Annotated in this window: 30 protein-coding genes and 1 tRNA gene; 17 read left to right on the top strand and 14 right to left on the bottom strand. The window is 64.6% G+C overall.

Going from position 1 to position 25,086, the window contains the following annotated elements; all coding sequences use genetic code 11:
* Nucleotides 1-19 precede the first annotated feature (19 nt).
* Nucleotides 20-1,339, bottom strand: a complete 1,320-nt coding sequence (miaB, locus tag ACOXXX_RS03650; protein WP_422825191.1) for a tRNA (N6-isopentenyl adenosine(37)-C2)-methylthiotransferase MiaB — start codon at nucleotides 1,337-1,339, stop codon at nucleotides 20-22.
* 123 nt (nucleotides 1,340-1,462) lie between these two features.
* Here miaB and ACOXXX_RS03645 point away from each other — a divergent pair, with 123 nt between their 5' ends.
* Nucleotides 1,463-2,332 carry a hypothetical protein gene (locus tag ACOXXX_RS03645; RefSeq protein WP_422825190.1) on the top strand — a complete coding sequence of 290 codons (870 nt, stop codon included), beginning with the start codon at nucleotides 1,463-1,465 and terminating at the stop codon, nucleotides 2,330-2,332.
* Between the two features lie 72 nt (nucleotides 2,333-2,404).
* On the opposite strand, the gene ACOXXX_RS03640 is transcribed toward ACOXXX_RS03645, so the two are convergent.
* From ACOXXX_RS03640 to fabA, 5 genes are all read right to left on the bottom strand, one after another.
* Nucleotides 2,405-3,079: an FAD-binding oxidoreductase gene (locus tag ACOXXX_RS03640; RefSeq protein WP_422825189.1), complete on the bottom strand. Its 675-nt coding sequence runs from the start codon at nucleotides 3,077-3,079 to the stop codon at nucleotides 2,405-2,407.
* Nucleotides 3,080-3,146: 67 nt separating this feature from the next.
* Nucleotides 3,147-3,938, bottom strand: a complete 792-nt coding sequence (locus tag ACOXXX_RS03635; RefSeq protein ID WP_422825188.1) for an enoyl-ACP reductase FabI — start codon at nucleotides 3,936-3,938, stop codon at nucleotides 3,147-3,149.
* A gap of 257 nt (nucleotides 3,939-4,195) precedes the next feature.
* Nucleotides 4,196-5,701, bottom strand: coding sequence for a hypothetical protein (locus ACOXXX_RS03630; protein ID WP_422825187.1), 1,506 nt, complete (start codon nucleotides 5,699-5,701; stop codon nucleotides 4,196-4,198).
* A gap of 210 nt (nucleotides 5,702-5,911) precedes the next feature.
* Entirely contained in the window at nucleotides 5,912-7,138 is a 1,227-nt protein-coding gene (gene fabB / locus ACOXXX_RS03625; RefSeq protein ID WP_422825186.1) for a beta-ketoacyl-ACP synthase I, read from the bottom strand.
* Nucleotides 7,139-7,156: 18 nt separating this feature from the next.
* A complete protein-coding gene (gene fabA, locus ACOXXX_RS03620; RefSeq protein WP_422825185.1) occupies nucleotides 7,157-7,666 on the bottom strand; it encodes a bifunctional 3-hydroxydecanoyl-ACP dehydratase/trans-2-decenoyl-ACP isomerase in 510 nt (169 codons plus the stop codon).
* 170 nt (nucleotides 7,667-7,836) lie between these two features.
* On the opposite strand from fabA, the gene irrA reads away from it, so the two are divergent.
* Nucleotides 7,837-8,253: an iron response transcriptional regulator IrrA gene (gene irrA / locus ACOXXX_RS03615; RefSeq protein WP_422825184.1), complete on the top strand. Its 417-nt coding sequence runs from the start codon at nucleotides 7,837-7,839 to the stop codon at nucleotides 8,251-8,253.
* A gap of 9 nt (nucleotides 8,254-8,262) precedes the next feature.
* Here irrA and ACOXXX_RS03610 read toward each other — a convergent pair whose 3' ends face one another.
* Complete coding sequence (locus tag ACOXXX_RS03610; protein ID WP_422825183.1) at nucleotides 8,263-8,685, bottom strand: hypothetical protein; 423 nt, start codon at nucleotides 8,683-8,685, stop codon at nucleotides 8,263-8,265.
* Nucleotides 8,686-8,895: 210 nt separating this feature from the next.
* Here ACOXXX_RS03610 and ACOXXX_RS03605 point away from each other — a divergent pair, with 210 nt between their 5' ends.
* The 12 genes from ACOXXX_RS03605 to ACOXXX_RS03550 all read left to right on the top strand — a co-directional run bounded on the left by ACOXXX_RS03605 (nucleotide 8,896) and on the right by ACOXXX_RS03550 (nucleotide 18,451).
* A complete protein-coding gene (locus ACOXXX_RS03605) occupies nucleotides 8,896-10,044 on the top strand; it encodes a tyrosine-type recombinase/integrase (protein ID WP_422825182.1) in 1,149 nt (382 codons plus the stop codon).
* Between the two features lie 83 nt (nucleotides 10,045-10,127).
* Nucleotides 10,128-10,364, top strand: coding sequence for a helix-turn-helix transcriptional regulator (locus ACOXXX_RS03600; RefSeq protein ID WP_422825181.1), 237 nt, complete (start codon nucleotides 10,128-10,130; stop codon nucleotides 10,362-10,364).
* The gene (locus tag ACOXXX_RS03595; protein ID WP_422825180.1) at nucleotides 10,361-10,756 is read left to right on the top strand and encodes a hypothetical protein; all 396 of its coding nucleotides are present in this window, start codon (nucleotides 10,361-10,363) and stop codon (nucleotides 10,754-10,756) included. Before ACOXXX_RS03600 ends, ACOXXX_RS03595 begins: the two co-directional genes overlap by 4 nt.
* A gap of 217 nt (nucleotides 10,757-10,973) precedes the next feature.
* Entirely contained in the window at nucleotides 10,974-11,216 is a 243-nt protein-coding gene (locus tag ACOXXX_RS03590) for a helix-turn-helix transcriptional regulator (RefSeq protein ID WP_422825179.1), read from the top strand.
* Between the two features lie 3 nt (nucleotides 11,217-11,219).
* Nucleotides 11,220-13,787, top strand: coding sequence for a bifunctional DNA primase/polymerase (locus ACOXXX_RS03585; RefSeq protein ID WP_422825178.1), 2,568 nt, complete (start codon nucleotides 11,220-11,222; stop codon nucleotides 13,785-13,787).
* A 505-nt stretch (nucleotides 13,788-14,292) separates the two neighbouring features.
* A complete protein-coding gene (locus tag ACOXXX_RS03580) occupies nucleotides 14,293-14,844 on the top strand; it encodes a helix-turn-helix domain-containing protein (protein ID WP_422825177.1) in 552 nt (183 codons plus the stop codon).
* On the top strand, nucleotides 14,837-15,121 hold the full coding sequence (locus ACOXXX_RS03575; protein ID WP_422825176.1) for a hypothetical protein: 285 nt from the start codon (nucleotides 14,837-14,839) through the stop codon (nucleotides 15,119-15,121). Before ACOXXX_RS03580 ends, ACOXXX_RS03575 begins: the two co-directional genes overlap by 8 nt.
* Before the next feature lie 163 nt (nucleotides 15,122-15,284).
* On the top strand, nucleotides 15,285-15,449 hold the full coding sequence (locus tag ACOXXX_RS03570) for a hypothetical protein (protein ID WP_422825175.1): 165 nt from the start codon (nucleotides 15,285-15,287) through the stop codon (nucleotides 15,447-15,449).
* Nucleotides 15,442-15,807: a hypothetical protein gene (locus ACOXXX_RS03565; RefSeq protein WP_422825174.1), complete on the top strand. Its 366-nt coding sequence runs from the start codon at nucleotides 15,442-15,444 to the stop codon at nucleotides 15,805-15,807. Before ACOXXX_RS03570 ends, ACOXXX_RS03565 begins: the two co-directional genes overlap by 8 nt.
* 163 nt (nucleotides 15,808-15,970) lie before the next feature.
* Nucleotides 15,971-16,639, top strand: a complete 669-nt coding sequence (locus ACOXXX_RS03560; RefSeq protein WP_422825173.1) for a hypothetical protein — start codon at nucleotides 15,971-15,973, stop codon at nucleotides 16,637-16,639.
* Nucleotides 16,636-17,256 (top strand): hypothetical protein, encoded by a 621-nt coding sequence (locus ACOXXX_RS03555; protein ID WP_422825172.1) that lies wholly within the window; start codon nucleotides 16,636-16,638, stop codon nucleotides 17,254-17,256. Before ACOXXX_RS03560 ends, ACOXXX_RS03555 begins: the two co-directional genes overlap by 4 nt.
* Nucleotides 17,257-17,380: 124 nt before the next feature.
* Nucleotides 17,381-18,451 carry a hypothetical protein gene (locus ACOXXX_RS03550; protein WP_422825171.1) on the top strand — a complete coding sequence of 357 codons (1,071 nt, stop codon included), beginning with the start codon at nucleotides 17,381-17,383 and terminating at the stop codon, nucleotides 18,449-18,451.
* Here ACOXXX_RS03550 and yhdJ read toward each other — a convergent pair.
* From yhdJ to ACOXXX_RS03530, 4 genes are all read right to left on the bottom strand, one after another.
* A complete protein-coding gene (gene yhdJ, locus ACOXXX_RS03545; protein WP_422825170.1) occupies nucleotides 18,448-19,323 on the bottom strand; it encodes an adenine-specific DNA-methyltransferase in 876 nt (291 codons plus the stop codon). The two genes, ACOXXX_RS03550 and yhdJ, sit on opposite strands and share 4 nt — an antisense overlap.
* Nucleotides 19,324-19,408: 85 nt before the next feature.
* On the bottom strand, nucleotides 19,409-19,927 hold the full coding sequence (locus ACOXXX_RS03540; protein ID WP_422825169.1) for a hypothetical protein: 519 nt from the start codon (nucleotides 19,925-19,927) through the stop codon (nucleotides 19,409-19,411).
* Nucleotides 19,928-20,035: 108 nt separating this feature from the next.
* Complete coding sequence (locus tag ACOXXX_RS03535) at nucleotides 20,036-20,488, bottom strand: hypothetical protein (RefSeq protein ID WP_422825168.1); 453 nt, start codon at nucleotides 20,486-20,488, stop codon at nucleotides 20,036-20,038.
* A gap of 47 nt (nucleotides 20,489-20,535) precedes the next feature.
* Nucleotides 20,536-20,805: a hypothetical protein gene (locus ACOXXX_RS03530; protein ID WP_422825167.1), complete on the bottom strand. Its 270-nt coding sequence runs from the start codon at nucleotides 20,803-20,805 to the stop codon at nucleotides 20,536-20,538.
* Between the two features lie 216 nt (nucleotides 20,806-21,021).
* Here ACOXXX_RS03530 and ACOXXX_RS03525 point away from each other — a divergent pair, with 216 nt between their 5' ends.
* From ACOXXX_RS03525 to ACOXXX_RS03515, 3 genes are read left to right on the top strand one after another with little or no spacing between them, the layout of a single operon-like run.
* Complete coding sequence (locus ACOXXX_RS03525) at nucleotides 21,022-21,318, top strand: hypothetical protein (protein ID WP_422825166.1); 297 nt, start codon at nucleotides 21,022-21,024, stop codon at nucleotides 21,316-21,318.
* 2 nt (nucleotides 21,319-21,320) lie between these two features.
* Complete coding sequence (locus tag ACOXXX_RS03520) at nucleotides 21,321-22,697, top strand: glycosyltransferase (RefSeq protein WP_422825165.1); 1,377 nt, start codon at nucleotides 21,321-21,323, stop codon at nucleotides 22,695-22,697.
* Nucleotides 22,698-22,701: 4 nt separating this feature from the next.
* Nucleotides 22,702-23,688 (top strand): hypothetical protein, encoded by a 987-nt coding sequence (locus tag ACOXXX_RS03515; RefSeq protein ID WP_422825164.1) that lies wholly within the window; start codon nucleotides 22,702-22,704, stop codon nucleotides 23,686-23,688.
* Between the two features lie 7 nt (nucleotides 23,689-23,695).
* Here ACOXXX_RS03515 and ACOXXX_RS03510 read toward each other — a convergent pair.
* The 3 genes from ACOXXX_RS03510 to ACOXXX_RS03500 all read right to left on the bottom strand — a co-directional run bounded on the left by ACOXXX_RS03510 (nucleotide 23,696) and on the right by ACOXXX_RS03500 (nucleotide 25,045).
* Nucleotides 23,696-23,782: transfer RNA gene (locus ACOXXX_RS03510), tRNA-Leu, on the bottom strand.
* A 208-nt stretch (nucleotides 23,783-23,990) separates the two neighbouring features.
* Entirely contained in the window at nucleotides 23,991-24,536 is a 546-nt protein-coding gene (locus tag ACOXXX_RS03505; RefSeq protein WP_422825163.1) for a tetratricopeptide repeat protein, read from the bottom strand.
* A 32-nt stretch (nucleotides 24,537-24,568) separates the two neighbouring features.
* A complete protein-coding gene (locus ACOXXX_RS03500) occupies nucleotides 24,569-25,045 on the bottom strand; it encodes an Lrp/AsnC family transcriptional regulator (RefSeq protein ID WP_422825162.1) in 477 nt (158 codons plus the stop codon).
* Between the last annotated feature and the right edge of the window lie 41 nt (nucleotides 25,046-25,086).

The raw sequence follows: 25,086 nt of genomic DNA, 5'->3' as shown, positions 1-25,086 counted from the left end.
ACGACGGCGGGGGCCGGTCTCAGACCAGGACGCCCCCGAGCGAATTCGGACCGCTTTCGACAATCCGGACCCTGCGCAGGTGACCGGGCTCCAGCCCGGTTGCTTGAACATGGACCGCGTGAAGGTGATCGGACTTGCCGACCATCTGCCCCGCAAGCCGGCCGGGCTTTTCGAAAAGCACGCCCACCTCCTGACCGACCATCGCGTCCTGCGCGGCGCGCTGCTGGCGGGCGATCAGCGCCTGAAGCCGTTGCAGGCGGTCGTTCTTTTCGTCCTCGGGCACCTGCGCGCGCTCGGCCGCCGGGGTGCCGGGGCGGGTGGAATACTTGAAGGTGTAGGCATAGCCGTAACGGACCTCTTCGATGAGATCGAGCGTGGCCTGAAAATCCGCCTCGGTCTCTTCGGGGAAGCCGACGATGAAATCGCCCGACAACAGGATGTCGGGCCGCGCCGCCCGCAACCGCTCGATAACCCGCAGGTAGCTTTCCGCCGTGTGGCTGCGGTTCATCCGCTTGAGGATCTTGTCCGACCCCGCCTGCACCGGCAGATGCAGGTAGGGCATCAGCTTGGGGCATTCACCGTGCGCCGCATAAAGATCGTCGGTCATGTCGTTGGGATGGCTGGTGGTAAAGCGAATCCGCTCCAGCCCGTCGATGTCGTTGAGCGCCCAGATCAGCTGTGCCAGCGACCAGTCGCCGCCCGGTCCCGCGCCATGATAGGCGTTGACGTTCTGGCCCAGCAGGGTGATTTCGCGCACCCCGCGTTCGACCAGATCGCGCGCCTCGGCCAGGACCCGATCCACCGGGCGGCTGACCTCGGCCCCGCGCGTGTAGGGCACCACGCAAAAGGCGCAAAACTTGTCGCAGCCCTCCTGCACGGTCAGGAACGCCGTCGGGCCGCGCTTCGCCTTGGGCCGGCTTTTCAGGACCTCGAACTTGTCCTCTTCGGGAAAGTCGGTATCCAGCGCCTTTTCACCGCTGCGCGCCTTTGCCTCGAGCGCGGGCAAGCGGTGATAGCTTTGCGGACCCACGACCAGATCGACCAGAGGCTGACGGCGCATGATCTCTTCGCCCTCGGCCTGCGCGACACAGCCCGCCACGCCGATCTTGAGGTCGGGGTTTTCGGCCTTGAGCCCCTTGTACCGGCCCAGTTCGGAATAGACCTTTTCGGCAGCCTTTTCGCGGATATGGCAGGTGTTCAGCAGAATCATGTCGGCATCGTCCGGCGTGTCGGTCGCGACATACCCCTGCCCGCCCAGTGCTTCGGCCATCCGTTCGGAATCGTAGACGTTCATCTGGCAACCGTAGGTCTTGATGAACAGCTTTTTCGGCGCGGACATGCGGCAGGCTCCGGTGATTGGGGCGGTGGGACAGATCGGGCGCACATACCGCAGATTGCGCCCCGCTTGCAATGCACACAAAATTCACCGAATCTGTGCCAAAAGAACCTTCAGAGGCGAACGATGCGGTACACCGGTCTAGGCGATTTCCTGTCGCGGGGAACAAAGGTGCTGGCCAAGGGGCCGGTCGCACTGGTCTTTGCCGAAGACGCGGTCGAGATCGACACCACCCTGCGCCATCACCAGCAATTGGGCTTCACCTCGGTCATCGTGTTCATGCCCACGGTGTTCGACCTGCCGCCGGACCTGCACGATACCGTGCACCGCGTGGATTACGACCTGCGGGCCGACGGGGCGGTGCAGACGGCGGTGAACCGGATCAACGATGCCGCACCGGGCGTCTGGATCTACTATTGCTACAATGCCGAATACCTGTTCTTTCCCTTCGCCGAAACGCGCACCGTCGCCGAACTGCTGGCCTTCCACACCGAAGAACGCCGCGACGCGATGCTGACCTACGTGATCGACCTTTATGCCGGCGATCTGTGGCGCTATCCCAACGCCGTGTCACTGGACGAGGCGTACATGGACCGGTCGGGCTACTACGCGCTCGCGCGGCCCGATCCGGCGAACCACAACCACCCCAAGGAACGGCAACTGGATTTCTATGGCGGCCTGCGCTGGCGGTACGAGGAACACGTGCCGCAGGTGCGCCGCAAGATCGACCGCATTGCACTCTTCCGGGCCAAGCCGGGGCTGAAGCTGCGCGACGATCACACCTTTTCGGACGAGGAATACAACACCTACGCCTGTCCCTGGCACAACAACCTGACCTCGGCCATCGTGTCGTTCCGCACCGCCAAGGCGTTGAAAAGCAACCCCGGATCGACCTTCGACATCCAGACCTTCCGCTGGCACAACTCCACGCCGTTCGAATGGCATTCGCGGCAGCTGCTGGACCTTGGGCTGATGGAGCCGGGGCAGTGGTTCTGAAGAAAGAAGGCCCGACACATCCTCGCCGGACCTTGTCGATCTCTGGAGCCGGGCGTCAGGCGCCCGGCAGGCTCAATCGAATTCTTCGGTGACGATGTCGTCTTTGGTCACGCCCAGACCTTCCAGATCCTCCTGCACCGCCTCGATCATCGGATCAGGCCCGCAGATATAGCACTTGCCCTGCCCGGGCGTGACATGCGCGCCCAGCACGTCCTTGTCGATCCGTCCGGTCTGCACGCCCTGCCCGCCGCCGTCCTCGACCAGGAACACGGTCTTGAGGCCGGACATGCCTTCGAAGGTGTCGCGCAGGATGATGTCGCGCTCGGTCTTGTTGGCGAAGATCAGCGTGCAGCCATCCAGCGTCCCGCCCTCGGCCAGACGCTTTTTCAGCACCGCGATGAAGGGGGTCACGCCCGCGCCGCCAGCGATGAACCAGCCCGGGCCCTTGTCCTCGATCGCGCCCCAGGGGTCGTCGATCAGCACCGTGTCGCCAGCCTGCAGCTTGGCGATCTGTTCGGTCACGCCGTCGTGGTCGGGGTAGGACTTGATCACAAACTCGAGGTCCGGATCACCGGGCAGCGAGGTGAAGGTGAAGGGCCGCTTTTCCTCGCGCCAGCCGTCCTGGTCGAGCGCGAAGTCGACCGCCTGGCCGGGGGTGAAGTCGAACCCCTCGGGCTTTTCCAGAACCAGATGGTGGGTGTCGTGGGTGACGGGCGAAATCGATTTGAGCTTGAGGGTATGGGTCATGGTCTCTCCTGTGCGTTGACAGGAGAACCCGCGGGGCCGCCGCGCTGTTCCCGGAATTCGCGCGCCGTCAGAGGTTCTCGTACTGCGGCATGCCCAGAATGTGGAAGCCGCCGTCGACGCGGATGATCTCTCCGGTGGTGCAGGCGCCCGCGTCCGACACGAGGTAGACCGCCGTGCCGCCTACCGCCTCGAGCGTGGCATTGGCGCGCAGCGGCGCGTTCATGTCGGTGTGCTTGTAGGTCTTGCGCGCGCCGCCGATGGCCGCGCCCGCCAGCGTCTTCATCGGGCCGGGCGAGATGGCGTTGACGCGGATGCCCTCGGGGCCCAGATCGTTGGCCAGATAGCGCGTCGCGGATTCCAGCGCCGCCTTGGCCACGCCCATGACGTTGTAGTTCGGCGTGACCCGGTTCGACCCCATGTAGCTGAGCGTGATCAGCGTACCGCCGTTCTCGACCATCAGAGGATGCGCGCGGCGGGCGATCTCGATAAAGCTGTAGGCCGAGATATCCATGGAGTTCTTGAAATTCGCGCGGCTGGTGTTGAGGAACCGGCCGGTGAGTTCGGATTTGTCGGAAAAGGCGATGGCATGGACGACGAAATCGATGGTCGGCCAGCGGTCCGCGAGGGCGGCAAAGGCCGCGTCAAGCGAGGCGTCGTCGGTCACATCGACGTCGACCATGAAATCGCTGCCCACCGACTGCGCCAACGGCTCCAGCCGCTTGCCGAAGGCGTCGCCCTGATAAGTAAACGCCAGTTCGGCCCCGGCTTCGGCGCAGGCCTTGGCAATGCCCCAGGCGATGGAGCGTTCGTTGGCCACACCCATGACAAGCCCGCGCTTGCCCTGCAAAGAAATCGTCATGAGCCCCTCCGGCTTTTGGCTCAGGTCTGACCGGAACGGCGGAGGAGGTCAAGGTTTGAGGCAGTGGTCTCGGTCTTGAGCCAACATTCTTGAGAGGCACAGGCAAGGTGTGGAAGGAGCCTCTTTAAAGCCGTTACTTGCGGTCCGTGGTACCGCCCTGGTCCAGCCCAAATTGAGATTTGCCCTGGGTACGAGGCTGCGCGTGTTTTTCCCGCGCAGATGGCGAGCGGAGCAACCTTTCTTCAAGACTGTAGGAGCTAGGATTCAAGGTCGCCCCACCAAGTCACCGCCTCCATCAAAAGCTTTTCGTAGTCAAATTCTGATTTAAGCTTTTTTTCTATATTTTTTTCTTTCAAAACACTTACGAGGCTCCAGCCATGGAATTTTTCAGTATCCCAATCGCTTACAGCTTCAAATATATCAGAGTGTTGATAGTTTCTGAGCAGATGCTCAAAATCAGAATAGCCGACCAAGGCTACAGAGATGCGATCACTGATAGGTATCTCTAAAGTATCCGCTTTTTCATGGGCTGACTTAAACAATTTACTGACGAAGGCATTTCCTAATATTGTCCAAGGATCATATTGTAGAACAACACCCGCCATATTCAAGGTTGATCCGGTGTAGAACTCATGGTGTGTTCGCCAAATCTGAACAATGCCTTTTATAACATCTTCGAACGCATCCGCGCAATCCTTGAACGGATTTGGTGATGTCAAAACTCTTCTTGGAAGCCGGCGAATTTTGCATTCAATAATGAGACCAGTCAAATCTGAGCGATCTTCAACAAGAATATCCGCGCTCATGCCGTACTTGGTTGGCCGTTCAGGTTGAACTGATGTGGTCACATCGACATAATGCCGGATTACTTGAAAGCAGAGATCTTCAAATGCTTCCCCAGAACGTCGCCGTGCGTCAGGATCCGATACGATATCATAGTAAAGGCCATCGGTAAGACGCAGCATAAGATTAGCTCGCGAAGGAACGCAATAAACTCGGCCTTTAGTATCAGATATTTCAAAAATCGGCCGCTCCTTTGTGACGCTAGGAAGAAAGTCGCGCGGGAGGTTTGGATTATTGGTATCCTTTGCCCACTCACAATGTCCTTTAAGCGTATCACCGATGACCCGTCGAACTTGGTGCAATTCCGCTTTTGATACGCCAATCGCGGCAAAAGAGTCGGATCGTATCGCAGGATTTTCTGCACTGCCTGCATATATCCCGAAGCCAATTTTCAGGAATGTCTCCAAATCAATTTCATGCTTTGTAGAAAAGGCAGCTTTACCTTCTGGTGTTGCGTACACATGCCAAGCGCGTCCGATGCGAAACAAATTGGACGTGCCAAGCTGCCAATCATATTGCGGCCAGAATAGGCGAGGCATCGCCGCCAAAACTTCGCTCGGAGAGTAATCCATGACGCTTTCCACATTAGACAATCCCGTATACACGTCTAGCAGTCTTCCCGCACCATTCCATAGCTTTAGATTTAGGCGTTTCGCATCATTTTGCGCAGGCCCAAGTAAGAGCTTTTCACGAATAAGAGCATCAATTGACCACGGCGGCACGAAAAATTTTCCGCCAATTTTATGATCACTCGTGTTGCCCGGAATCTTAAGACGACGACGCGCCGCTTCCGCGCGTCCGTCTCGCATCGCTTCAATTGCCCAGCTCAGTATTAAAATATCTTCTACCGGGACAGGCCGTAGAAGGTCATGCAGCCTCCGTTCCCAATACAATCTCTTCTCGTTTGAGAATGCTCCCAAGTCACTTCCATTTTCAATTGCATTGCAAGGCATTAAACCCATAGTGATGTGCAGCTTAGAAGTCTATTACTTGCCGTGTCATCAAGATGTCGGAAACTTAAGCTTTCCTTAGATGGAAGCATCACCCACTCATGCTGCCAATGTCCGCTGCCGCACTTCTCCGCTAAATCCTAATCGCCGAAACTGTTGTCAGGCGACAATCTATTTCCCTTACCCCACAAACCGCGACAACAGCATCGACCCGTTCGTGCCGCCGAACCCGAAGGAATTCGTCATCACCGTGTCCAGACCCGCGTTCTCGACCAGCGAGGTGGCGATCTCTTCGGGTTTCAGGGCGGGGTCCAGGGTCTCCACGTTGATGGACGGCGCGATGAAGTCGTGTTGCAGCATCAGCAGGCAATAGATCGCCTCCTGCGCGCCGGTCGCGCCCTGGCTGTGGCCGGTCATCGACTTGGTGGAGCTGACCGGCGGCGTGCTGCCCTCGCCGAAGACGCGGCGCACCGCCTCGATCTCGCCCACATCGCCCACGGGGGTCGAGGTGCCGTGCGCGTTGATGTAGCCGACGGTGCGGTCCTTGAGCGTCGACAGCGCCAGCCGCATCGCCCGTTCGCCGCCCTCGCCCGAGGGCGCCACCATGTCGTGGCCGTCCGACGTCGCGGCATAGCCCGTGACCTCGGCATAGATTCTGGCGCCGCGCGCCTTGGCATGCTCCAGCTCTTCGAGCACCAGCATCCCGCCGCCGCCACCGATCACGAATCCGTCGCGGCCCGCGTCAAAGGCGCGGCTCGCCTTTTCGGGGGTGTCGTTGTACTTGGACGACATCGCGCCCATGGCATCAAAGAGGCACGAGAGCGTCCAGTCCAGTTCCTCTCCGCCGCCCGCGAACATCACGTCCTGCTTGCCCAGCATGATCTGCTCGGCCGCGTTGCCGATGCAGTGCAGTGAGGTCGAACAGGCCGAGGTGATGGAGTAGTTGATGCCCTTGATCTTGTAGGCGGTGCTGAGGTTCGCGCTGATCGTCGAGCACATGCACTTGGGCACAGCAAAAGGCCCGATCCGCTTGGTCGCGCCGGTTTTCAGCACCACCTGATGGGCCTGCAGCATCGCGCTGGTCGACGGCCCGCCCGATCCCGCCACCAGCCCGGTGCGCGGGTTCGAGATGTCCGCCTCGTCCAGCCCCGCGTCGGCGATGGCCTGCCCCATGGCGATATAGGCATAGGCCGCACCCGGCCCCATGAACCGCAGCGCGCGCTTGTCCACGTGGTCGGCCACATCCAGCTTGATGTCGCCCGCGATCTGGCTGCGGAACCCGTGTTCCTTCATCGCCTCGTTGGCGGTGATGCCGGATTTTCCGGCCTTCAAAGAGGCCAGGACCTCTTCGGCATTGTTGCCGATGCTGGAGACGATCCCCAGCCCGGTGACGACGACGCGGCGCATGTGGCCTCCTTTCTCGGGTCAGCTTTCGGAAAGCGCGACCTTCATATCCTTGACCTGATAGATCACCTCACCATCGGCTTCGACGGTGCCGTCGGCGACGCCCATGGTCAGGCGGCGGGTCTGCACGGCCTTGGTGAAATCCACCTTGTAGGTCAGCATCTTGCGGTCCGGGCGGACCATGCCGGTCAGCTTGACCTCGCCCACCCCCAGCGCATAGCCGCGGCCCTGCCAGCCGCGCCAGCCCAGGTTGAAACCGGTCAGCTGCCACAGCCCATCCAGGCCCAGACAGCCGGGCATGATCGGGTTGCCGGGGAAGTGGCATTCGAAGAACCACAGGTCCGGCGTGATGTCGAATTCCGCGACCACGTGGCCCTTGCCATGCGCGCCGCCGTCGCCCGAGATGTCGGTGATCCGGTCCATCATCAGCATCGGCGGTTCGGGCAGTTGCGCGTTGCCGGGGCCGAACAGCTCTCCGCGTGCGCATTTCAGAAGGTCGTCCTTGTCAAAACTGCTCGGATAATCGGCCATGCGTGGCGCGCCTCGCTCTTTCGCGTTCCCATTACGCCCCTCTACCACCCGTATCGCGCGGGGCGCAAGCCTGCGCAGGGGCCGCGACGATCCCGCGCAACCGGCAATTTTGTTTGAAATTCCCGTGCCTCACCCTCTATATATACCGCAGGAAGAGGAGCCAGGCGGCAATGACACCCGACGCCCAGCAACGCGGAACACACTGGCTGTCGCAGGCCGGGCTGCGCCCGACACGGCAGCGGCTGACCTTGGCCACCCTTCTGGTGGGCGACGGGCAGAACCGCCATGTCACCGCCGAAAGCCTTTTTGCCCTGGCCAAGGATCAGGGCGAACGGGTGTCGCTGGCCACGGTCTACAACACGCTCAAGGCGTTCTGCGACGCGGGCCTGATGCAAGAGGTGACGGTCGACGGGTCGAAAAGCTATTTCGACACCAACACCCACGATCATCCGCATTTCTACTGGGAAGACGAGGGGCGGCTGACCGACGCGCCGGCCGATCAGCTTGAGATCGCGCGCCTGCCCGGCGCCCCCGATGGCGCAGAGATCGCCAGCGTCGACGTGGTGATCCGCCTGCGGCGCGTCTGACGGCGCGATCTAGCGCAGGCAGAGGTAAAGCCGTTCCTTGACATAGCTGTACTGGCCGGTGGGCAGATTTCGGGTGCTGGCAAATTCCGCACGTCGGTTCGGGCCCCTGCTGCAAATCTCGTTCGCCTTGGCATCCGCACGAGCGATCGCTGCAGCCCGTTGCTCAGAGCTCGAGAAATCCATCGCATTGCCATTCAGCTGGATGCCCACGCTGGCCTCGTTGAACGATGCCACGACCGGCTCAAGTTGATCTTCGGGCATTTCGCAACCGGCCAGCCCAAACCCCAGCGCGCAAAGCGCGCCGCACATCAAAATCCTCATACTCTGTCCCTTATATTTGATCTGATCGCCGGCCTGTCTGGCAGCGCCGGGGTCAAATCTGCGCCGGAGCAGGTAAACAAAGGGTTTAAGGCGGGCGGAATTCACGCTCACATGTCGGGTCTGCTGGTACCCGCGGCCGGGCTCGAACCGGCACGGCCTTCCGGCCTGGGGATTTTAAGTCATCCTCAGCGCGATTTATAGGGCCTTACCGGGCCTTATCGTGGTTCGCAACCCCATGTTTTCACGGCACTATCCTCCTATCGCAACCTAACACGCAGTGTTTCAACCCGGGCCTGGGCCCGGGCCTAGGAGGATTCGGCCATGGCCACCAAACTCACGCAAGCGACAGTCAACAGGGCAGCAGAAGAACATCCGCCCGGCACCCAGCTATACGACGCCGAGGTCTCTGGCCTCCGCGTCGTGGTCGGGAAGCGCGGTTGCTCCTACAAGTTCGTCGGCAGGATCAACGACGGCACCGACCGCTATGTCTCGGTCGTGCTCGGCAGGACGGGCGACGTCGCGCTCAGGACAGCCAGGGAGCGCTCGACAGAGCTCCGCCTGGCGCTCAGGCGCGGCGAGGACCCGAGGACGCCGAAGGCGAGCGTGCCGACCGTGGCCGAAGCCCTGGACCGCTACCTCGAAGGCCGCACGGACCTGAGCCCGAGGACGCAGCAGTGGTACCGGCAGAAGATAGAGGGACCGCTCAGGTCGCTGGCGAAGCTACCGGCCGACCGGGTGGACCGGGAGACCGTCAGGGCGCTCCACGAGAAGATCACCCGCAAGGCCGGTCCCTACGGTGCCAACGGCGCGATGCGGGTGCTCAAGCTGGTCCTAAACGACGTCGCCCGTACACACGACTTGCCGCCGAACCCCGTCTCGCGGGCGGTGCGCATGAACAAGGAGACCCCGCGTGACTGGGCCATCCCGCCCGCCGAGATGCCCGAGATGTGGCGCCGGCTCGACGCGATGGAGGACCGGGTCCGCCGCGCCTGCTGGCTGACCATGCTCCTCACCGGCCTCAGGTCCAATGACGCGCGCTCGATGCGGTGGGAACACCTGGACGCGGACGGCGTCCTGACGGTGCCATCGCCGAAGGGCGGCGAGGCCAAGGCGTTCAAGCTGCCACTGCCGCGGATGCTGGTCCAGGAGCTCGCCGCCGTGAGGGACCTGACCGCGCCCCTTGAAAGCCCGTTCGTCTTCGCCTCACCCACCTCAAAGAGCGGCCACGTCGAGCACTTCGCTAGGACGAAGAACTGGCCCTACGCCCCGCACGGACTGCGCCACACCTGGCGGACGATGGCGCTGGAGGCCGGCGTGGACCTGCAGATGGCGATGGTCCTCCTGAACCACCGGCCCGCAGGCGTGACCTGGAACTACGTGACGCGGGCGAACCTGCTGGGGCCGATGCGGGAGGCGAGCGAGAGAGTCGCGGGGCTCATCGCGGGATACCGCGGCCGCACCGGCCCATAGGGTCCGGTGAGAAGTGTTGGGTTACGCGGGCTGCCGCTTCGGGCACGATCGACGCATACCGACACCCGTAAGGAACGCCGAGGATGCAAGAGATCGTGGAAAGACTGGACCGGATTGAGGCGAGGCTCGCGGCCCCGCCGCGGGCGTACCTGCCCGTGGCCGAGGCGGCCGAGTTCATGGGGCTGAGCAAGCAGCAGCTCGACCTCTGGAGGATGAAGGGCGGCGGCCCGGCGTTCCACCGCGTCGGGCGGAAGTGCCTCTACGCCGTCGACGACCTCAGGGCCTTCATGGACGGGTTGCGCCAGGAGCCGCTGGAATGAGCGGCCTCGTCCACGCCCACCAACCCATCGACGCCCAGGACTGGGAGCAGGTCGAGTACATCCTCGTCCTGACCCTGTTCATCATGGAGGGGAAGGAGGACGAGTTCCACTTCCTGGAGCTCTTCGTCGATCTCATCCACCGCAGGCTGCTCTGGGACCGCGACGACGAGAACACGGTCTGGGCCGTGGCGATCTTCGCAGACCGCTTTCCGATCATCCACCGCGAGGACGGGAAGATACTCTGGGGAGAGCCGGAGGACGCCCTTACGTTCTCGACCGCGCCGATATTCTGGGACGAGCTGTACCTGGTCGACCTCGCACGACGCCGCGCCGCCAGGCCCGACCGCCGCCGGGCGAAGGACGGTGAGCCCTACATGGATCACGGCGTCTAGGATCCTTTAACGGGCGGTTAGCGCCCCGCGCTCCCCGCGATTCGTTTATATCCAGCCGCCTATGCCGCCGGGTAGTCTGCCAGCATTAAGACTGCAGGCGACCCACGCTGGCTTACGTGACACCTGCGTCTCGACACACTTGCGCTTGTAAGGTGTGGACCGCCCGACCGCCTCGGACGGCCCACCGAATGAGCAACCAGAAAAGGGAAAGACGCTCATGTCTGATGTGAAGAACTATACAGCAGGGGACGGCCCCGCTACGCCCTCGTTGAACGACCTGCTCACGACGAGGCAGGCCGCGGAGGCCACTGGCCACACCGTCCAGACCCTGAACCAGTACCGGAGTTGGCGGACCACAGGCCAGTACCCGGACGCGGGGCCCGAGTTCGTGAAGCTGGGGCGCGCGGTGTTCTACACACGCACCGCCGTCGATGCCTACGTCGCCAACCGGCGGGGCTGACCGATGACCGAACAACCGATGACCGACCCGGATCAGCTGCGACCCTACCTCGCTTCGGGCATGCACCTGATCCCGCTGCACAACCACGCCTACGAGGACGAGTACAAGGGCAAGCGGCGTAAGAGGGGCAAGAGCCCAGCCCACAACAACTGGACCAAGCGGGTCTACCGCTCCGCCGACCAGGTCACGCACATGGAGGCCGGAGACAACGTCGGCGTCCGCCTGACGAGGGCAGACCTGATCCTGGACGTGGACCCGCGTGGCTTCCCGGAGGGTGAAGACCTGACGACCGAAAACCCGTTCCGCAGGCTCTGCGCGGACGTCGGCCTGGACATCGACCAGTATCCGACCGTCGTGACCGGCAGCGGCGGTCTGCACATCTACATGACGAAGCCCGAGGACGTCTCCACCAGGGACAGCCTCAACGACCAGTACCCTGGCGTCGAGTTCAAGTCCTTCGGCCGTCAGGTCGTCGCGCCGGGTTCGATCCACCCCGACACGTTGAAGCCATACCTCTGGGACCCGGACCGTCCCGAGCTAGACGCACTCGGCGCCGACCCGGCGCCCGACAGTCTGCTCGACCTGATCCGAAGACCCGATGGCGCCGCCCCGACCGGCGGCGGTGAGCACGACCAGGACGAACTGGCACGGATGCTCGACGCCCTGGACCCCGAGGACTTCCGTGAGCACGACGCCTGGCTCCAGCTCATGCAGGCCTGTCACCACGCGACGGCGGGCGACGGCCGGGACGAGTTCATCGAGTGGTGCACCCGAGACCCCGAGTACGCCGACCACGGGACGATAATCGGCCTGCGCTGGGACAGCCTGCACTCCGACAACAAGGGTGCCCGCGTCACCTACAAGACACTGCACAAGCTGCTCCGCGACGCCGGGGCCGAGGACGCCATCCCTCGCACGCCCGCGAAGGACGACTTCGACGACCTCGATCCCGACGACGTCCCGCCCGAGGCGGCGGAGAAGCCAAAACCCACCCGACCGAGCGTCCGCGTCGGCGAGGGTCGGCTCCTTGCCATGGCCAAGGCCGCGAAGGAGGCCCTGTTCGAGGGCGCGGGCCACGAGGTCCTTCAGCGCCACGGGCAACTCATCCGGCCCCTAAGGCTGGGCCGCACCACGGACGAGTCGGGCGTCAGGCACCGGGCAGGCGCGACCGTGCTCATGCCGATCAACGAGCACTGGCTCCAGAAGCGCATGGCGGAGACGGCCGACTGGTACCGCCGCGCGGTCGAGAGGCCGAGGAACGGCGAAGGCAAGGGCAAGGCCAAGAACGTGCCCGCCGACCCGCCCGTGAAGGTGGCACGGCTGATCCTCAACGACCAGGGCGACTGGCCCTTCCACTCGCTGACCGGAATGGTCGCGGCGCCAACCGTGGACGTCGGCACCGGCCAGATCGTGGACAGGCCCGGCATCGACCCGGATACGGGCCTCCTCGCCGTCTTCGACCCGGGCGACTTCCCACGCATCGAGCCCGACGTCGGCAGGGACGGTGCGGTCGAGCGGCTGCGGCGGGTGGAGCACGCGCTGTTCCGCGGGATGCCGTTCGTCGACGACGCCAGCCGCTCGGTCGCCATGTCGGCACTTGTCACCGCACTCGTCCGACCGACGCTCCGCACCGCGCCGATGCACCTTTTCGATGCCGCGATGGCCGGCACGGGCAAGTCCAAGATGGCCTCGGTGGTCGGCGTCCTGGCCACGGGCGTCGAGCCGTCCGCGTCAGCCTGGGCGAGTTCCGAGGACGAGAACGAGAAGCGCATCGCGGCCCTGTACCGCCGCGGGAACCCGGTCGTGCTGTTCGACAACGTGGACGCCAAGCGGGGCGACCGGCTCGACGGCAACATCCTGAACATCGTCCTGACGCAAGACCCCGCGTCCATCCGCGTCCTGGGCAAGACCGAGGAGGAGGTCCTGAACACGAGGCTCATGACGATGGCAACCGGCAACAACATCGTGGTCGCGGGCGACTTCTGCCGCCGGGCCGTGAAGTGCCGCCTGGACGCGAAGTGCGCCGAGCCCGAGCGCCGTGTCTTCGACTTCGACCCCGTCGCGGTGGCAAGGGCGGAGAGGCCCCGCCTCGTGGCTGACCTGCTGGAGGCCCTGGCCGCGTACCTCGCCGCGGGACGACCCGCCGACCCGGCGCCGCTCGGCTCCTTCGAGGACTGGACCGCCGTGCGCGGGCTGCTGCTCTGGTGCGGGATGGCGGACCCCGCCGACACCATCGCCGACGTCAAGGCCACCGACATGGACCGCAGCGACCTGATGGACGCGATGGAGACCTGGCGGCTCGCCTTCGACGACGAATGGGCCACGGGTGCCGACCTCGCCGCCTTCGTGGCTGGCGCTGCGGACGACCTCGATTGCCCACTCGGCCGGGAGATGATGGAGGGCGCGGAGTCCATGGTTGAGGCCCTGTTCGGCGGCAAGCGGGACAAGGCGTGGATCGGCCGCGAGCTCGTCCGGAACGGCGGCGTCGCGGCGGGCACCTACTACCTGGAGGTGAAGGCCGAGCGCCGGTCGTCCAGGTTCAGGGTGCTCGACGCCGAGGACGCGACCTGAGCGGCCGGGCTGGATACTTGGGAACGCCAAGTAGTCCGTCGTCCTGTTCAAGGGGCGGCGGGCATATGCGCGCATTTCTCTATACAGAGCCCGTAGAGCCTACCTGAGCCTTTTCGGCTCATCGGTATGAATGGATAGTATAGGTAGGCTATTCGACTTCTGATTATATGAATGCGCGCATATGCACGTCCCCTTGGACCGTATCGCCGAAAAGGACGCCGAAAACTGACTCAGGCGCCGAAACGGACGTCCCGTCCTATCGCTTGGATGATGGGGCACCGAGAAACCGGCCCCCTAGATCGCCGTACAACGCTGGTTTCCCATAGGGGAGGAACGCGACAACCTGACCTCGAAGTCTCCGAGGCAGGCTCGCGCGTGAGGCGCCGTGCCCCTCGAAGGACTACCGATCATTCGCCCCTCGGAGGGTGCCGTATTGCTCAGCGTTCTCAAGTAGTTGGAGGGGGCTGAACGCGCGGCCCGACGGGAGGCCCGAAAGGAGGGGTCGATGACCGACCTGACGATGCACGTCGCGGCCGAACCGTCGCCCGACCTGAAACGGACGTTCCTAGAGCGCCTGGTGGAGACCGGCAACGTGATGGTGGCCTGCGCGCAGCTCGGCCTGCCCCGCACCAGCGTGTACTACTGGAAGCACCGCGACGCCGACTTCCAGCGCGCGTGGGACCTGGCAATGCAGGTCCACCAGGAGCAGCTCACCCAGGACGTGGTGGACACCGCCCGCGAGCTCGGCCTCGGTCGATGGGTGCGGGCCACCGACGAGAACGGCGAGCCGCTGCTGGACGAGGACTTCGAGCCCGTGATGGTCCTGGACGTGTCGCACGTCGACGCCCGCATCCTGTCGAAGCTGATCGACAAGCGCGTTCCCAGCGTGGACGGGCCCGCCACCACGAACCTGAACGTCAGCACGACCGTGAACAACGAGCTGCCGGCCAGGAAGCCGCGTCTCGTCCGACCGACGCCGGTCCAGACCGCCTCGACGGCCGAGGACGTGGTCGATGCCGAACTCGTCACCGAGGAGCCCGGAGGTCACGATGGGTAGGCCCTACACGTACGTCACGCTCATCTCACCCGGCGGCGTGCTCACCAGGGCCTTCGCCGACGGGACCCATGCCCTGATGCGGACGTGCGCGGGCTACCTGCACTCCCAGGACGACGGCCTGCTGGTCGAGATGGCCGAACGCCGCGAGCCGGTGCCGTGGGAGAGCGCCGCCGTGCGCGACGAGGCGATCCGGTCGATCCGCGCCCGGATGGACCTGGAAGATGGGGAACGGGCCGACCTGATAGCCTGGATCGAGGGCACGCCGTACTACGAGTGACCACCAGTCATTCGCCCCTCCGAGGGGTCGGATAGCTCAGCGTTGTCAAGCGCTTGGTGACCGCCACCCGTGCGGCCCGACATGGGGCCCGGCGCACACGTGGGCGTACTCCGTCACCCCGTCGCGGCATCTTGCGAGCATACCCCCTCACAGGAGAAACCCCATGCAGGACCAGACACCCCATCGCATCGTGACCCGCGAGAAGCAGCAGCTCGCCGAACTGGAGCGAGAGTTCGACGAGGTCGAGCGGCAGCAGGAGGAGCGGTTCGAGTTGATCCGGCGGAAGCGCGATCGGCTCCTCGACCTGGGCGTGGCACTGGATGACTGACCCGTCGCCCCACCCCCTGCCGAAACACCTGTTCCACGCTACCCAGCGCGAGGCCGACGCCCTGGTTGCCGAGGCCGTGGATGACGAGCGATTTTGCCCGCTGTCCGACCTGCCGCCGGCCAACAACGCGGTCAGGATGATCGTGGGCATGTGGTACGCCTCGGGGACTCTCGCCCTGCCTAGGGGATGGGTGCGGGCGGTGATGGTCGCCTGCCGTGCGGCCAATGCGCCGCACCCCAACCAGAAGTGTCTCCGGTGGTACCGCTCGAAGGTGCAGGACTGCCCCGCTTACTTCGGTGGGATGCGAGGCGTGCCGCGTGACCTTCTCCTCCAGTTGGAGCAGGACGTCGAAGTCTGAGCGCCAACAATCGACGCCGGGCGGTCAAACGCTGGTCCCCCGCACCGTCCCGTCGCGGCATCGTGGTCTCGTGTCGGTTGGTCATGAGCCTCCTTCTCCCGACACCTGGCGGCCAGGGTTGACGACGGGCCCTGGCCGCCGTCCCCGACACAGGAAAGGACGGATGCCCGTGAAGACTCAGGAAGACATAAAGACCCGCATCGCCGAGCTCCGCGCCGACCGCGAACGGTTGGTCGGCGAGCTCGAAAAGGCCCGCGTCGATGAGCGCGAGGCGCTGATCCGCGGCGACAAACCCGACAACGTCGCTGTGGCCATCTCGACCCGCATCGCGGTCATCGACGACGCGCTGGCGGAACTGAACGACCGGCTGACCGCGACGCAGGCCAGCGCGCATCGCAACGAGCGCCGCAAGCGTGCCGAGGCCGCCCTGCACAAGACCTCCGAACGGGCAAAGCTGGCTGCCGGCGTGGACGATGCGCTGACCGCGCTCGCCACCGCGTGGCCCGCGTATCAGGAGGCGCTCCGCAGGGACCTCGGCACCGTCTCCGGTGCAGGGGGCGACCTGACGGCCGTCGAGCGAGGACTGACCAACAAGCGATTGGCCGAGCCGCTGGTCAAAGCGCTGATCCACGCTGGCGGCGGGACCCTGGCCCGCGCCCTCGGGATCGAAACCCCGATCAAGGACCGGCACAGCCTGTCCCTGACGGCCGCTGAGGAGAGGGTCGCGGAGTCGCTCCGCGCCGAGCTGCTTCGCGTTCGCGCAGAGAGCCCGCAGCCGAACGTTGCCCGCGAGGCCAAGCAGGAACTGGAGAAGATGGAGAAGGCCGGATGACCCAGGATGGAAAGCGCCACACCGCAGAGCTGAAGCGGCTGGAGGATCGCAAGAAGGAACTGGAGGACGCACTCGGCCGCCTGGCGCGGGACGAGGCCGACGCCGAGGAAGTCATGGAGCTCGCGAAAGAGGTCGAGCTCCTCGAGGAACAGGTCGCGACAGCCCGCGCGGCCGTGCAATCACAGGAGAAGACCATGACCAAGAACGACCAGCATCTGGCCCACATGGGCGAGAAGCAGCGCCGGCTCTACGACGCGCTGGTGAATGCCACCGACGCCGAGGCGGACGCCATGTACGCCCAGCTCGCCGACAAGCTGAACCTCCCGAAGATCGACGTGCCCCGCTCGAAACGGCCCGCTACCACGGTCACCGAGAAGTCGATCCATGACGTGCGGAAGGCCGCAGCGGCCAACCGTCAGGCTGCCGAACGGCAACTCGATGAACTGGCCAAGAGCATCCAACAGCCGGGCGAGAGCTTCCATAAGGCATACGACCGGGCTCTCAACACCGACATGGGCAAGGCGCTGATGCAGACCCGCGACGACGCCCAGGAACTTGAACGCGGTGGCGTGACGTCGATGGAACTGGACGAAGCCCGCAAGAGCCTGGCTCGGTAACAGCCTGCACGAACGACAACCGAAAAGGCCCGCGTCTCCATCCGAGACGCGGGCCTTTTCATATTCATGACTGCGGACACGAGTCGTCCTTGACCGCAACGTGGCTTGAGCGTCTACTGCTGGTATGGACCAGCAGCTCGACCTACTAGAACCTGATTCCTTTGTCGCCACCATCGCGGAGCGTCACGGCCTCGGCTCAGACGCCCTCTTGGTGCGTTACCTGGAGCGCAAGACCAAGGCGGCGTCGAGGGGAGCAAAGGCCCGGCGCTCGCTCGGCAACGTCTACGCTCTGCTCGTAGTCGCGGAGGACTTCGTAGACGGCAAGGCAGACGGCTCCAGGTTCACAGACCTCCTGGCGCGAATGCGCGAGCTCCCGTTCGGGTCGAAGCTGCAGAACCACCCGTTGGACAACCGCCTGAACGACGAGTTCCGTCGACAGATGGGCGTAGACGGGGATTTGCTGCCCGTGCAGGCGACAGTTGTGGACGGGCAGAAGGCCCGGCGCATCTCGCCCGACCTGCTAGCCCATGACGGCGTCCCGCCAGCAGAGGCCGCAGCATTCATCGTGGACGTGGTCCGCGAGTACGTCAGGCTCATCACGGAAAAGCAGACGTCGTATCTGGACGAGGTCGAGGCACTCAGCGACGCGGACGAACTCGGAGAGTTCCTGGCGGGCGCGTTCGAGCCGAACTCCGACGCGCGGCTGTTCGAGATCGTGTCATACGTGCTGCTCGCGGAGCACTTTCGCGGGCGCTCCGTCTGGGTGGGCGAGACCAGGGAGACCGTGGTCCAAGAGCCGCTCAGGCTGTTCCGCTCGGGCCGCACCAACGCCAATGACGGAGGCATCGACTTCGTCCTCAAGCCACTCGGTCGCTTTTTCCAGGTCACTGAGACCCTGGACTTTGGCAAGTACTTCCTCGACTTCGAGAAGGTGAACCGCTTCCCGATCAGCTTCGTGGTAAAGGTGGAGGCGACGGCGGACGCGGCTCGCAAGACGATCAGGTCGGACGCACTCCGCTCCGGCCGCTACACTGAGCCTCAGGTGGACCTATACATGGGCCTGTTCGAGGAGGTCTACACGCTGCCCGACCTCAGGCGCATACTGGCCGGTTTACCGGGGGACGCCGCATCGGTCGGAAGGATGAAGGACGAGCTCGCGCTCCAGTTCCGTCTGGAGTACGGCCTCCTCGACTAGAGCAGCGTAGCCTGGCCGACGTCTGCGTCAGCGGCCTCCCCGCGGTCCCGCTTGGACCGGTTCTTGGTCTTTCGGGCCTTCACCTTTGCAAGTTCCTCGGGCGGGTAGTCAGACGGGACGCCGACGCGCCTCAGGCCCACCTTCACGTAGCCCTCGTTGACTTCGATGCCGAGCGTCCGACGCCCTAACCGTGCGGCCACGGCGCATGTCGTGAAGGTGCCCGCGAAGGGGTCCATCACCAGGTCACCGGGCTTGCTGGACGCCTTAACCACCCGCTCCAGAAGCGCCTCGGGCTTCTGCGACGGGTGGTCCTCGTACTCGTCCATCCGCCAGCGGACCCTCGCGAAGTCCCACACATTGCCGGGCACCTTCTCGTTGCTGTACGGCTGCGGCGGGTCCTTCCGGTAGTCGATCAGGTTCCTCTTTGCTCCCGTCTTGGCCTCGACCTTGATGTCGTCGGCGTTGAACACGTAGGATCGCGGGTCCGCCACCATGTGGAGGATCGGCTCCCACATCGACCCGAAGTACTTCCGGGCTTGGACGCCCGAGCTGTCGTAGGTCCAGACGATCCGAGACAACACCTCCAGCCGCTCGCGGCAGTGGAGGTCGAGGTGGGGCATCATCTGGGTTGAGGACATAAGGTAAAAGGTGCCCGTCGGAGACAGCACGCGGACGCACTCGTCGATCCACTCGCGGCACCAGTCCAGGTATTCCCCCTCGTCCCGGAGGTCGCGGAGGCCGTTGAAGTCCTTGCCGATGTTGTAAGGCGGGTCTGCGAAGATCAGGTCGACGCTGTCCGTCTCGACGCCCGCCAGCGCCTCCAAGACGTCACCGTGCAAGATGGTGTGATCCTGATCCTCGAACTTCCGCATGCCGACCGACTCCCTCTGCGATACCGTTTCCGGACACCATATCGAGTATGGGCCGACAACGGAATGCCGAATATCTAGCGTATGGTCAGGAGGGTGGCTTGAGGCCGGGAGGCGGCGTCAGGTCAGCGGTCCAGGGTTCCCCCGCCTGCCAGCGACGGACCTCGTTGTCGGTAGGTATCCGCTCGTCGGCGGCACGCAACCGCATCCGCGTGTCGGTGACCTGTCGAGGCGTGAAGCCGCAACCCGGTAGCGTCGACAGCACGTCCTCAAGGGTCTGCTGATTGGTCCTCCAGGCCCGAATGCTCTCACGGGCTATCTGGCGGGCCGACTTTGCCTCAGGATCGTTGCCCTCGTCCTCCGGGGCGGGACGGGCGCCCGTCACGATCAGCTCGCGCAGGCAGGCGCGGTCTATTCCAGGCGCGTCTCGTCCGACCGGCACGTCCTCGAAGTCATCGCGCATGCGGGACCTATAAGACTGGATTGTCTTCAGCGTTGTCCTTCCGCCGGGGTGGAGGAACCGAACGAGCTCCAGTGTCTCCTCGTCCTTCGCGCCCCGCCTGATGAGCGCCCGTGCGGTCTCGCCGCTGCCCTGCTTGTTCTCCATACGAAAGGGCCCTCCTGCGGCCGAACCCACTCCACCCGGAGTTGAGCTTAGCCGCAGGAGGGCCCTGCATCAAGCTGCACGACGGGATCGCCGCGTCAGGTCAATGGGTTAGCCTTTCTTCTTGCGCCGCATTGGCACGTCCACCCCTCGCTTGCGAAGGTTGGCGGCAACCGAGGCGATGGACCGCACCGAGGTTTTGGCGTCGGAAAACTCGGCCATGACCTGTTCCAGGATGGCCTCGTAGCCCAGCGCCTCGTCCATGAGGAGTTCCTGGACAAGAGCGCCGATCGTGCGCTTCGGTTGCTCGGGCGTGTCGTCTGCTTCGTCGTCGGTCGGCTCTGCTTTCTCGGTGGTCTCGGGTTCGTGCGTGTCAGCCTGATCGGCACCGAGAGCCTCGATGCGGTCGATCAGCTCGGGCTTGGCCCGCTTCCACGACTTGAGGACGTCAGTCCCGCACCGCTCGGCAAGGTCGTTGTGGACGTCCAGCAGCTCGGCGATGGTCATCTGCCCGTAGGCGCCGCGGTCGTGAAGCGTGGGTTCAATCTTGGTCATGGCGTTCATCTCTCAGTCTCCTTGGGGTTGGTGACGGGCGCGGTGCGCCCGCCGGTTCAATCGTTGGTCAGGCCGAAGTGGTCGCGGGTCCAGCGGGCCTCGGGGTCGAACCGAAGGTAGTCGTCGCGCAGGACGTCGAAGGCGCCGTGCGGCTTGACCAGCAGGGCGGCGACCACGCCGCGGCCGTTGTGGACGTAGAAGCGCTCACCGTGGTTGGCCCGGACGGCGCAGAGCGACTGGGCGCGCTGCTGGAGGTTCACGGGGTCAGCCACCTCGACGATCGAGTGGTCGTAGGCGCGGTGGAAGGAGTAGGTCGTGGCGGTCATGGTCAGGTCTCCGTCTCAGCGTTGATGGGAATAGAATGTCGTGGGTGGGACTCCCCGCGAATGGGGAAAACGCCTGCGTGCGATGACGAATTGCTTCGGAACTCGAAGCGAAAAGTCGTGAAGTAACGGTGGGTTGGGCGCTCGCGAGACCCCACCTCCACGACAGCATGTCTCCACGGCCGCCACCCTGGCGGTCCTCGAAAAGGAGACGGAGACATGCTCTACAGGATCACGCTGGCGGACAGCGTATACTACACCCGCGACGAACTGGCCGAGGCACAGTCCGAGGCCCTCGACCACGCCCGCGAACTGACCCGAGTAGTCGGCGAGGCGGTGAGGGTCACGGTCCACAGAATGGGCCACCCGGTCATCGACGACCTCGGGCGGGACTGCACGCCCGCCTTCTGGGTCGGCTCCGCCGTGGGGCGGATCGAGAGGTCCAACGCCTTCGTATCGTGGGTGCCAGCCCCGCGCGGGGCGGAACTCCCCGCCGGTCGCCGTGTGGCCGCCTGAAGATGCGGGACGAAGTTCGACGGGCGGAAGCGCCCGTCGTCACCGTCGCGGACCCACTGCGGTGGGCATCGACCTCGGTGGCACCCGAACAGGCGGCCCGCGCCCTGGGCGACAAGCCATACATCAGCATGGCCGTCTCGGCGGCCATGGTGCTCACCTCACCCTTGGCGTACGTCGCCGCGTCGGCCCTCAGGCTGGCTGCTCTGGCAGAGATGGTCAGGAAGCCAGCACCCGAGCCCGAGCCGCTCTGCGAGAACCGGCTGCCGACCTATTCGGTCCTTGTGCCTCTATACCGGGAGGCCGACGTCTTGCCCGACCTAGCCCGGGCAATGCTGGCACTCGACTACCCCGCCGACCGGCTGGAGGTTCTGGTCCTCCTGGAGGAGGGTGACGCCGAGACGATCGAGGCCGCGCGGGTTCACATGGCGCAGGCGCTGTTCCGCGTGGTCGTCGTCCCGGACGGGTCGCCACGGACCAAGCCGCGTGCCTGCAACTACGGGCTCGCCATCTGCCGCGGGGAGCTCGTGACGATCTTCGACGGGGAGGACGTCCCCGACCCCGACCAGCTCCGCCGCGTTGCGGCCGTGACGGCCTCGGACCCCGGCCTCGCGGTCGTCCAGTGCCGTCTGTTCTGCGACCACGCCGAGGGCGGTGGACTGGTGGAGAGGCTGTGGGCGCTGGACTATCAGGTGCTGTTCGGCTCGATCCTGCCAGCCCTCTCACGGGCCGGTCTGCCCTTCCTGATCGGCGGAACCAGCAACCACCTCCGCAGGGACGTCCTGCTCTCGGTCGGCGGCTGGGACGCCCACAACGTGACCGAGGACGCCGACCTCGCCGTCCGGCTGGCCCGTGCGGGCTGGCGGTCTCGGTTCGTTGACAGCGGGACCGGCGAGGAGGCCCCGACGACGGCGGGTGCGTGGGTCAGGCAGCGGTCGCGCTGGCTGAAGGGCTTCCTGGTCACGGCCCTGGTCTACGGTCGACGGCCGTTGCGGCTGGCGCGCGACCTCGGCCTCCGCAGCTTCCTGGCGCTCTACGCCCAGCTCGTCGGGACCCTCGCGGGTGCCACGGCCTACCCCCTCGGGGTCGCCGTGCTGATCGCGGGCGTCGATCCCTGGAGCCCGCTGAGTTGGCTGTTGGTTGGCGGCATGGGCACGTCCGGCCTGCTGGCCCTCGCTTCCACGCTCAGACGGTCACGAACGCCCGGCGTCGGGCCGTGGCTCGTGGGGGCCCTGCCGGTCTATTGGCTGCTGCTCTCGGCCGCCATGGCCTTGGCCGTCCTGGAGATGCCGCGGCGCGCGACGAAGTGGCGGAAGACGCAACACGGCGTCGCCAGGAGGCCAAACGGTGGTCCCTTTGGGCGGCACAAGGAGACAGGGTGAGGCCATGGAACGCTCGGACCTCTTTCACCGCTTAGCAGCGGAACTCGACGCACGCGGGATAGGCCGCACCGAGACTATGCCTACCGGCTCGGCAAGCCCCGTCGCCGATGCGCTTGGCACGAGTACGCGGATACTGAAGAAGCTGAAGTGCTACCTCAAGAAGGCAGGTGGCGACCCGGACCTAGCTCATACAATGCGGAACTCCGATGGGTCAGCCCGGTCCGCCAAGCGTCAGCGGGAGCGCTACAGGTCCGAGCCGGAATACCGGGACGCAAAGCGTGCGGCCAGCAAGAAGGACCGCGCCAAAAACTTTCAGTACCACCTGTTCAAGGCCACGCGGGGAAACGCTCGCACACGCGGCCTCCAGTTCGATCTGACGAGAACGTGGGTTGAGGAGGCACTTGAGCCGATGACCTGCTCGGTGACCGGTCTGCCACTCAGCACGGACTGGGACGGCTCGGGCCGCAATCCGTGGGCACCGAGCCTAGACCAGGTGGACCCCTGCGGCGGGTACGTCGAGGGCAATGTCCGGGTGGTATGCTGGGCCTACAATGTGATGCGGGGCCAGCTACGGGACAGGACGGTTGCAACCTACTGCGAGGCGCTGCTGCGTGGCGAAGTCGGGGCCGATCCAGAAGCCGGCCTAAAGTTGCAAGCCCGCCGCTTCGGCAGCGCAAAGCCGGCGAGGTACTTGTGGGCCAACTGGCGGGAGAGTGCTGAGGTGCGCGGGCTCGACTTCGACCTGTCTAGGGGCTGGGTCGAGCGTAGGCTGGACCGCGGGGTCTGCGAAGTCACCGGCCTCTCGCTCTCTTGGGACCGCATCGACGGCGCGTTCCGTAGGCCACTGGCGCCGAGCGCGGACAGGATCGACGTGGCCAAGGGATACACGGAGGACAACGTCCGTGTCGTGTCTTCGTGGTACAACTACGCCCGTCAAGACTGGGAAGATGCGCTGGTGCTCCGTGTGGCAGAGGCCGCGCTGGCAAGCTGAGTGAAGGTGGTGGCCCCGGAGGTATTCGAAACCTCACGCCCATACGGGCCAGGCATTTTAAGTGCCATGCGTCTACCAATTCCGCCACGGGGCCATGGGGCCTTCTATCTCGCCTGCGATTCTCCCTTCAACCTCTTCAATCGGGCCTATTTCGGGCCTTAACGTCGAGACGGACGCACAAAGCCTTGATTTTATTGCGCTTCCCGAACGAGACGCCGGGATTTTAAGTCCCCTGTGTCTACCATTCCACCACGCGGGCCAGCGGCGCGGACCATCGCAGGGGCGCGCGTGGCTGTAAAGGCTCAGAGTTCCTGGCCCTGATTTTCTTGCAGCAGATGCCTCTCCGACAGCCACGGGTTCAGCGCCACGGCAGCGCGCAGCGCCTCCTGCGCCTCGGCATCGCGCCCCAGCCCCATCAGCGTCAGCCCCTTGCCCGCCAACGCTGCCACGTGGCGGGGCGACAACTCCAGCGCCCGATCCAGATCCGGCAGGGCGGCGGCGTAGTCCTGGCGCAGGAAGTTCACGAAGGCCCGCTGGTTGTAGCCTTCGGCATAGTCCGGGCAATAGGCGATCAGCCGGTCGAACGCCTCGATCGCGCGCAGGTAATCATAACTGCCCCGCGCGCGCATCCCGGTATCCAGCAGCTCTTGCGCCGGCTCATCAGGCGCATCGGTCCAAAGCTCCCACATCCGGTTGGAGACCTCTTGCCCCGCGCGGTCGTTGGGGGCCGCCTGAACCTCGGCCAGTAGCTGCGACAGTGCGTCGGAATGATCCGGGACAGGCGGACAGCCCTGCCCGGCGGCGGCGGTGGCGATCACGGCTAGGGCCAGAAACATCAGGTATTTCATGTCGGAAAGTGTCGATGCGCCCGCCAGACCGGTCAAGTCACATCGGCGAGACCATCCTCTTTCACCGCCTGCATCGCCACGTAGGTCGAGGTGTTGGCAATGTGCGGCAGGGTTGAAATCTTTTCCGCCAGCACCAGCCTGTAAGAACGCATGTCCTGCGTCCGCACCTTGAGGAGGTAATCGAAATTACCCGCGATCAGATGCGCCTGTTCGATCTCTGGAATACGCGCGACGGCGGCGTTGAAGGCGGCCAGCGCCTCTTCCCGTGTGTCGGTCAGCCGCACCTCGACAAAGGCGACGTGATCAAGGCCCAGCCGGATCGGATCGAGAATGGCGCGGTATCCCCGGATGGCGCCCGATTCCTCGAGCCGCCGCAGCCGGGCCTGCGTGGGGGATTTCGACAGGCTGATCCGCTTGGCCAGATCGGTGATGGATATGCGCCCCTCTTCCGCGAGGGTGGCCAGAATCGCCTGGTCGAAACGATCAAGGTCCAGAGTTTCAGGTTGCATCGTCTACCCCATGAAAATCAGTCAAATCGACTTTGAAAACG

This window comes from Thalassococcus sp. BH17M4-6 (assembly GCF_049323015.1).
Classification (GTDB): Bacteria; Pseudomonadota; Alphaproteobacteria; order Rhodobacterales; family Rhodobacteraceae; genus Puniceibacterium.
Note: the sequence above shows the minus strand (reverse complement) of the source record. Positions and strands in the feature narration are given on the sequence as shown.

Excerpts from the sequence above, each read along its gene's own strand:
- ACOXXX_RS03570 (WP_422825175.1), top strand. The coding sequence starts at position 15,285 with ATGCAGGACCAGACACCCCATCGCATCGTGACCCGCGAGAAGCAGCAG.
- ACOXXX_RS03590 (WP_422825179.1), top strand. The coding sequence starts at position 10,974 with ATGTCTGATGTGAAGAACTATACAGCAGGGGACGGCCCCGCTACGCCC.
- ACOXXX_RS03595 (WP_422825180.1), top strand. The coding sequence starts at position 10,361 with ATGAGCGGCCTCGTCCACGCCCACCAACCCATCGACGCCCAGGACTGG.
- miaB (WP_422825191.1), bottom strand. The coding sequence starts at position 1,339 with ATGTCCGCGCCGAAAAAGCTGTTCATCAAGACCTACGGTTGCCAGATG.
- ACOXXX_RS03640 (WP_422825189.1), bottom strand. The coding sequence starts at position 3,079 with ATGACCCATACCCTCAAGCTCAAATCGATTTCGCCCGTCACCCACGAC.
- ACOXXX_RS03505 (WP_422825163.1), bottom strand. The coding sequence starts at position 24,536 with ATGAAATACCTGATGTTTCTGGCCCTAGCCGTGATCGCCACCGCCGCC.
- ACOXXX_RS03565 (WP_422825174.1), top strand. The coding sequence starts at position 15,442 with ATGACTGACCCGTCGCCCCACCCCCTGCCGAAACACCTGTTCCACGCT.
- yhdJ (WP_422825170.1), bottom strand. The coding sequence starts at position 19,323 with ATGCGGAAGTTCGAGGATCAGGATCACACCATCTTGCACGGTGACGTC.
- ACOXXX_RS03585 (WP_422825178.1), top strand. The coding sequence starts at position 11,220 with ATGACCGAACAACCGATGACCGACCCGGATCAGCTGCGACCCTACCTC.
- ACOXXX_RS03535 (WP_422825168.1), bottom strand. The coding sequence starts at position 20,488 with ATGAACGCCATGACCAAGATTGAACCCACGCTTCACGACCGCGGCGCC.
- ACOXXX_RS03600 (WP_422825181.1), top strand. The coding sequence starts at position 10,128 with ATGCAAGAGATCGTGGAAAGACTGGACCGGATTGAGGCGAGGCTCGCG.
- ACOXXX_RS03555 (WP_422825172.1), top strand. The coding sequence starts at position 16,636 with ATGACCCAGGATGGAAAGCGCCACACCGCAGAGCTGAAGCGGCTGGAG.
- ACOXXX_RS03635 (WP_422825188.1), bottom strand. The coding sequence starts at position 3,938 with ATGACGATTTCTTTGCAGGGCAAGCGCGGGCTTGTCATGGGTGTGGCC.
- ACOXXX_RS03500 (WP_422825162.1), bottom strand. The coding sequence starts at position 25,045 with ATGCAACCTGAAACTCTGGACCTTGATCGTTTCGACCAGGCGATTCTG.
- ACOXXX_RS03645 (WP_422825190.1), top strand. The coding sequence starts at position 1,463 with ATGCGGTACACCGGTCTAGGCGATTTCCTGTCGCGGGGAACAAAGGTG.
- fabB (WP_422825186.1), bottom strand. The coding sequence starts at position 7,138 with ATGCGCCGCGTCGTCGTCACCGGGCTGGGGATCGTCTCCAGCATCGGC.
- ACOXXX_RS03580 (WP_422825177.1), top strand. The coding sequence starts at position 14,293 with ATGACCGACCTGACGATGCACGTCGCGGCCGAACCGTCGCCCGACCTG.
- ACOXXX_RS03525 (WP_422825166.1), top strand. The coding sequence starts at position 21,022 with ATGCTCTACAGGATCACGCTGGCGGACAGCGTATACTACACCCGCGAC.
- ACOXXX_RS03515 (WP_422825164.1), top strand. The coding sequence starts at position 22,702 with ATGGAACGCTCGGACCTCTTTCACCGCTTAGCAGCGGAACTCGACGCA.
- ACOXXX_RS03520 (WP_422825165.1), top strand. The coding sequence starts at position 21,321 with ATGCGGGACGAAGTTCGACGGGCGGAAGCGCCCGTCGTCACCGTCGCG.
- fabA (WP_422825185.1), bottom strand. The coding sequence starts at position 7,666 with ATGGCCGATTATCCGAGCAGTTTTGACAAGGACGACCTTCTGAAATGC.
- ACOXXX_RS03540 (WP_422825169.1), bottom strand. The coding sequence starts at position 19,927 with ATGGAGAACAAGCAGGGCAGCGGCGAGACCGCACGGGCGCTCATCAGG.
- ACOXXX_RS03575 (WP_422825176.1), top strand. The coding sequence starts at position 14,837 with ATGGGTAGGCCCTACACGTACGTCACGCTCATCTCACCCGGCGGCGTG.
- ACOXXX_RS03605 (WP_422825182.1), top strand. The coding sequence starts at position 8,896 with ATGGCCACCAAACTCACGCAAGCGACAGTCAACAGGGCAGCAGAAGAA.
- ACOXXX_RS03560 (WP_422825173.1), top strand. The coding sequence starts at position 15,971 with ATGCCCGTGAAGACTCAGGAAGACATAAAGACCCGCATCGCCGAGCTC.
- irrA (WP_422825184.1), top strand. The coding sequence starts at position 7,837 with ATGACACCCGACGCCCAGCAACGCGGAACACACTGGCTGTCGCAGGCC.
- ACOXXX_RS03550 (WP_422825171.1), top strand. The coding sequence starts at position 17,381 with ATGGACCAGCAGCTCGACCTACTAGAACCTGATTCCTTTGTCGCCACC.
- ACOXXX_RS03530 (WP_422825167.1), bottom strand. The coding sequence starts at position 20,805 with ATGACCGCCACGACCTACTCCTTCCACCGCGCCTACGACCACTCGATC.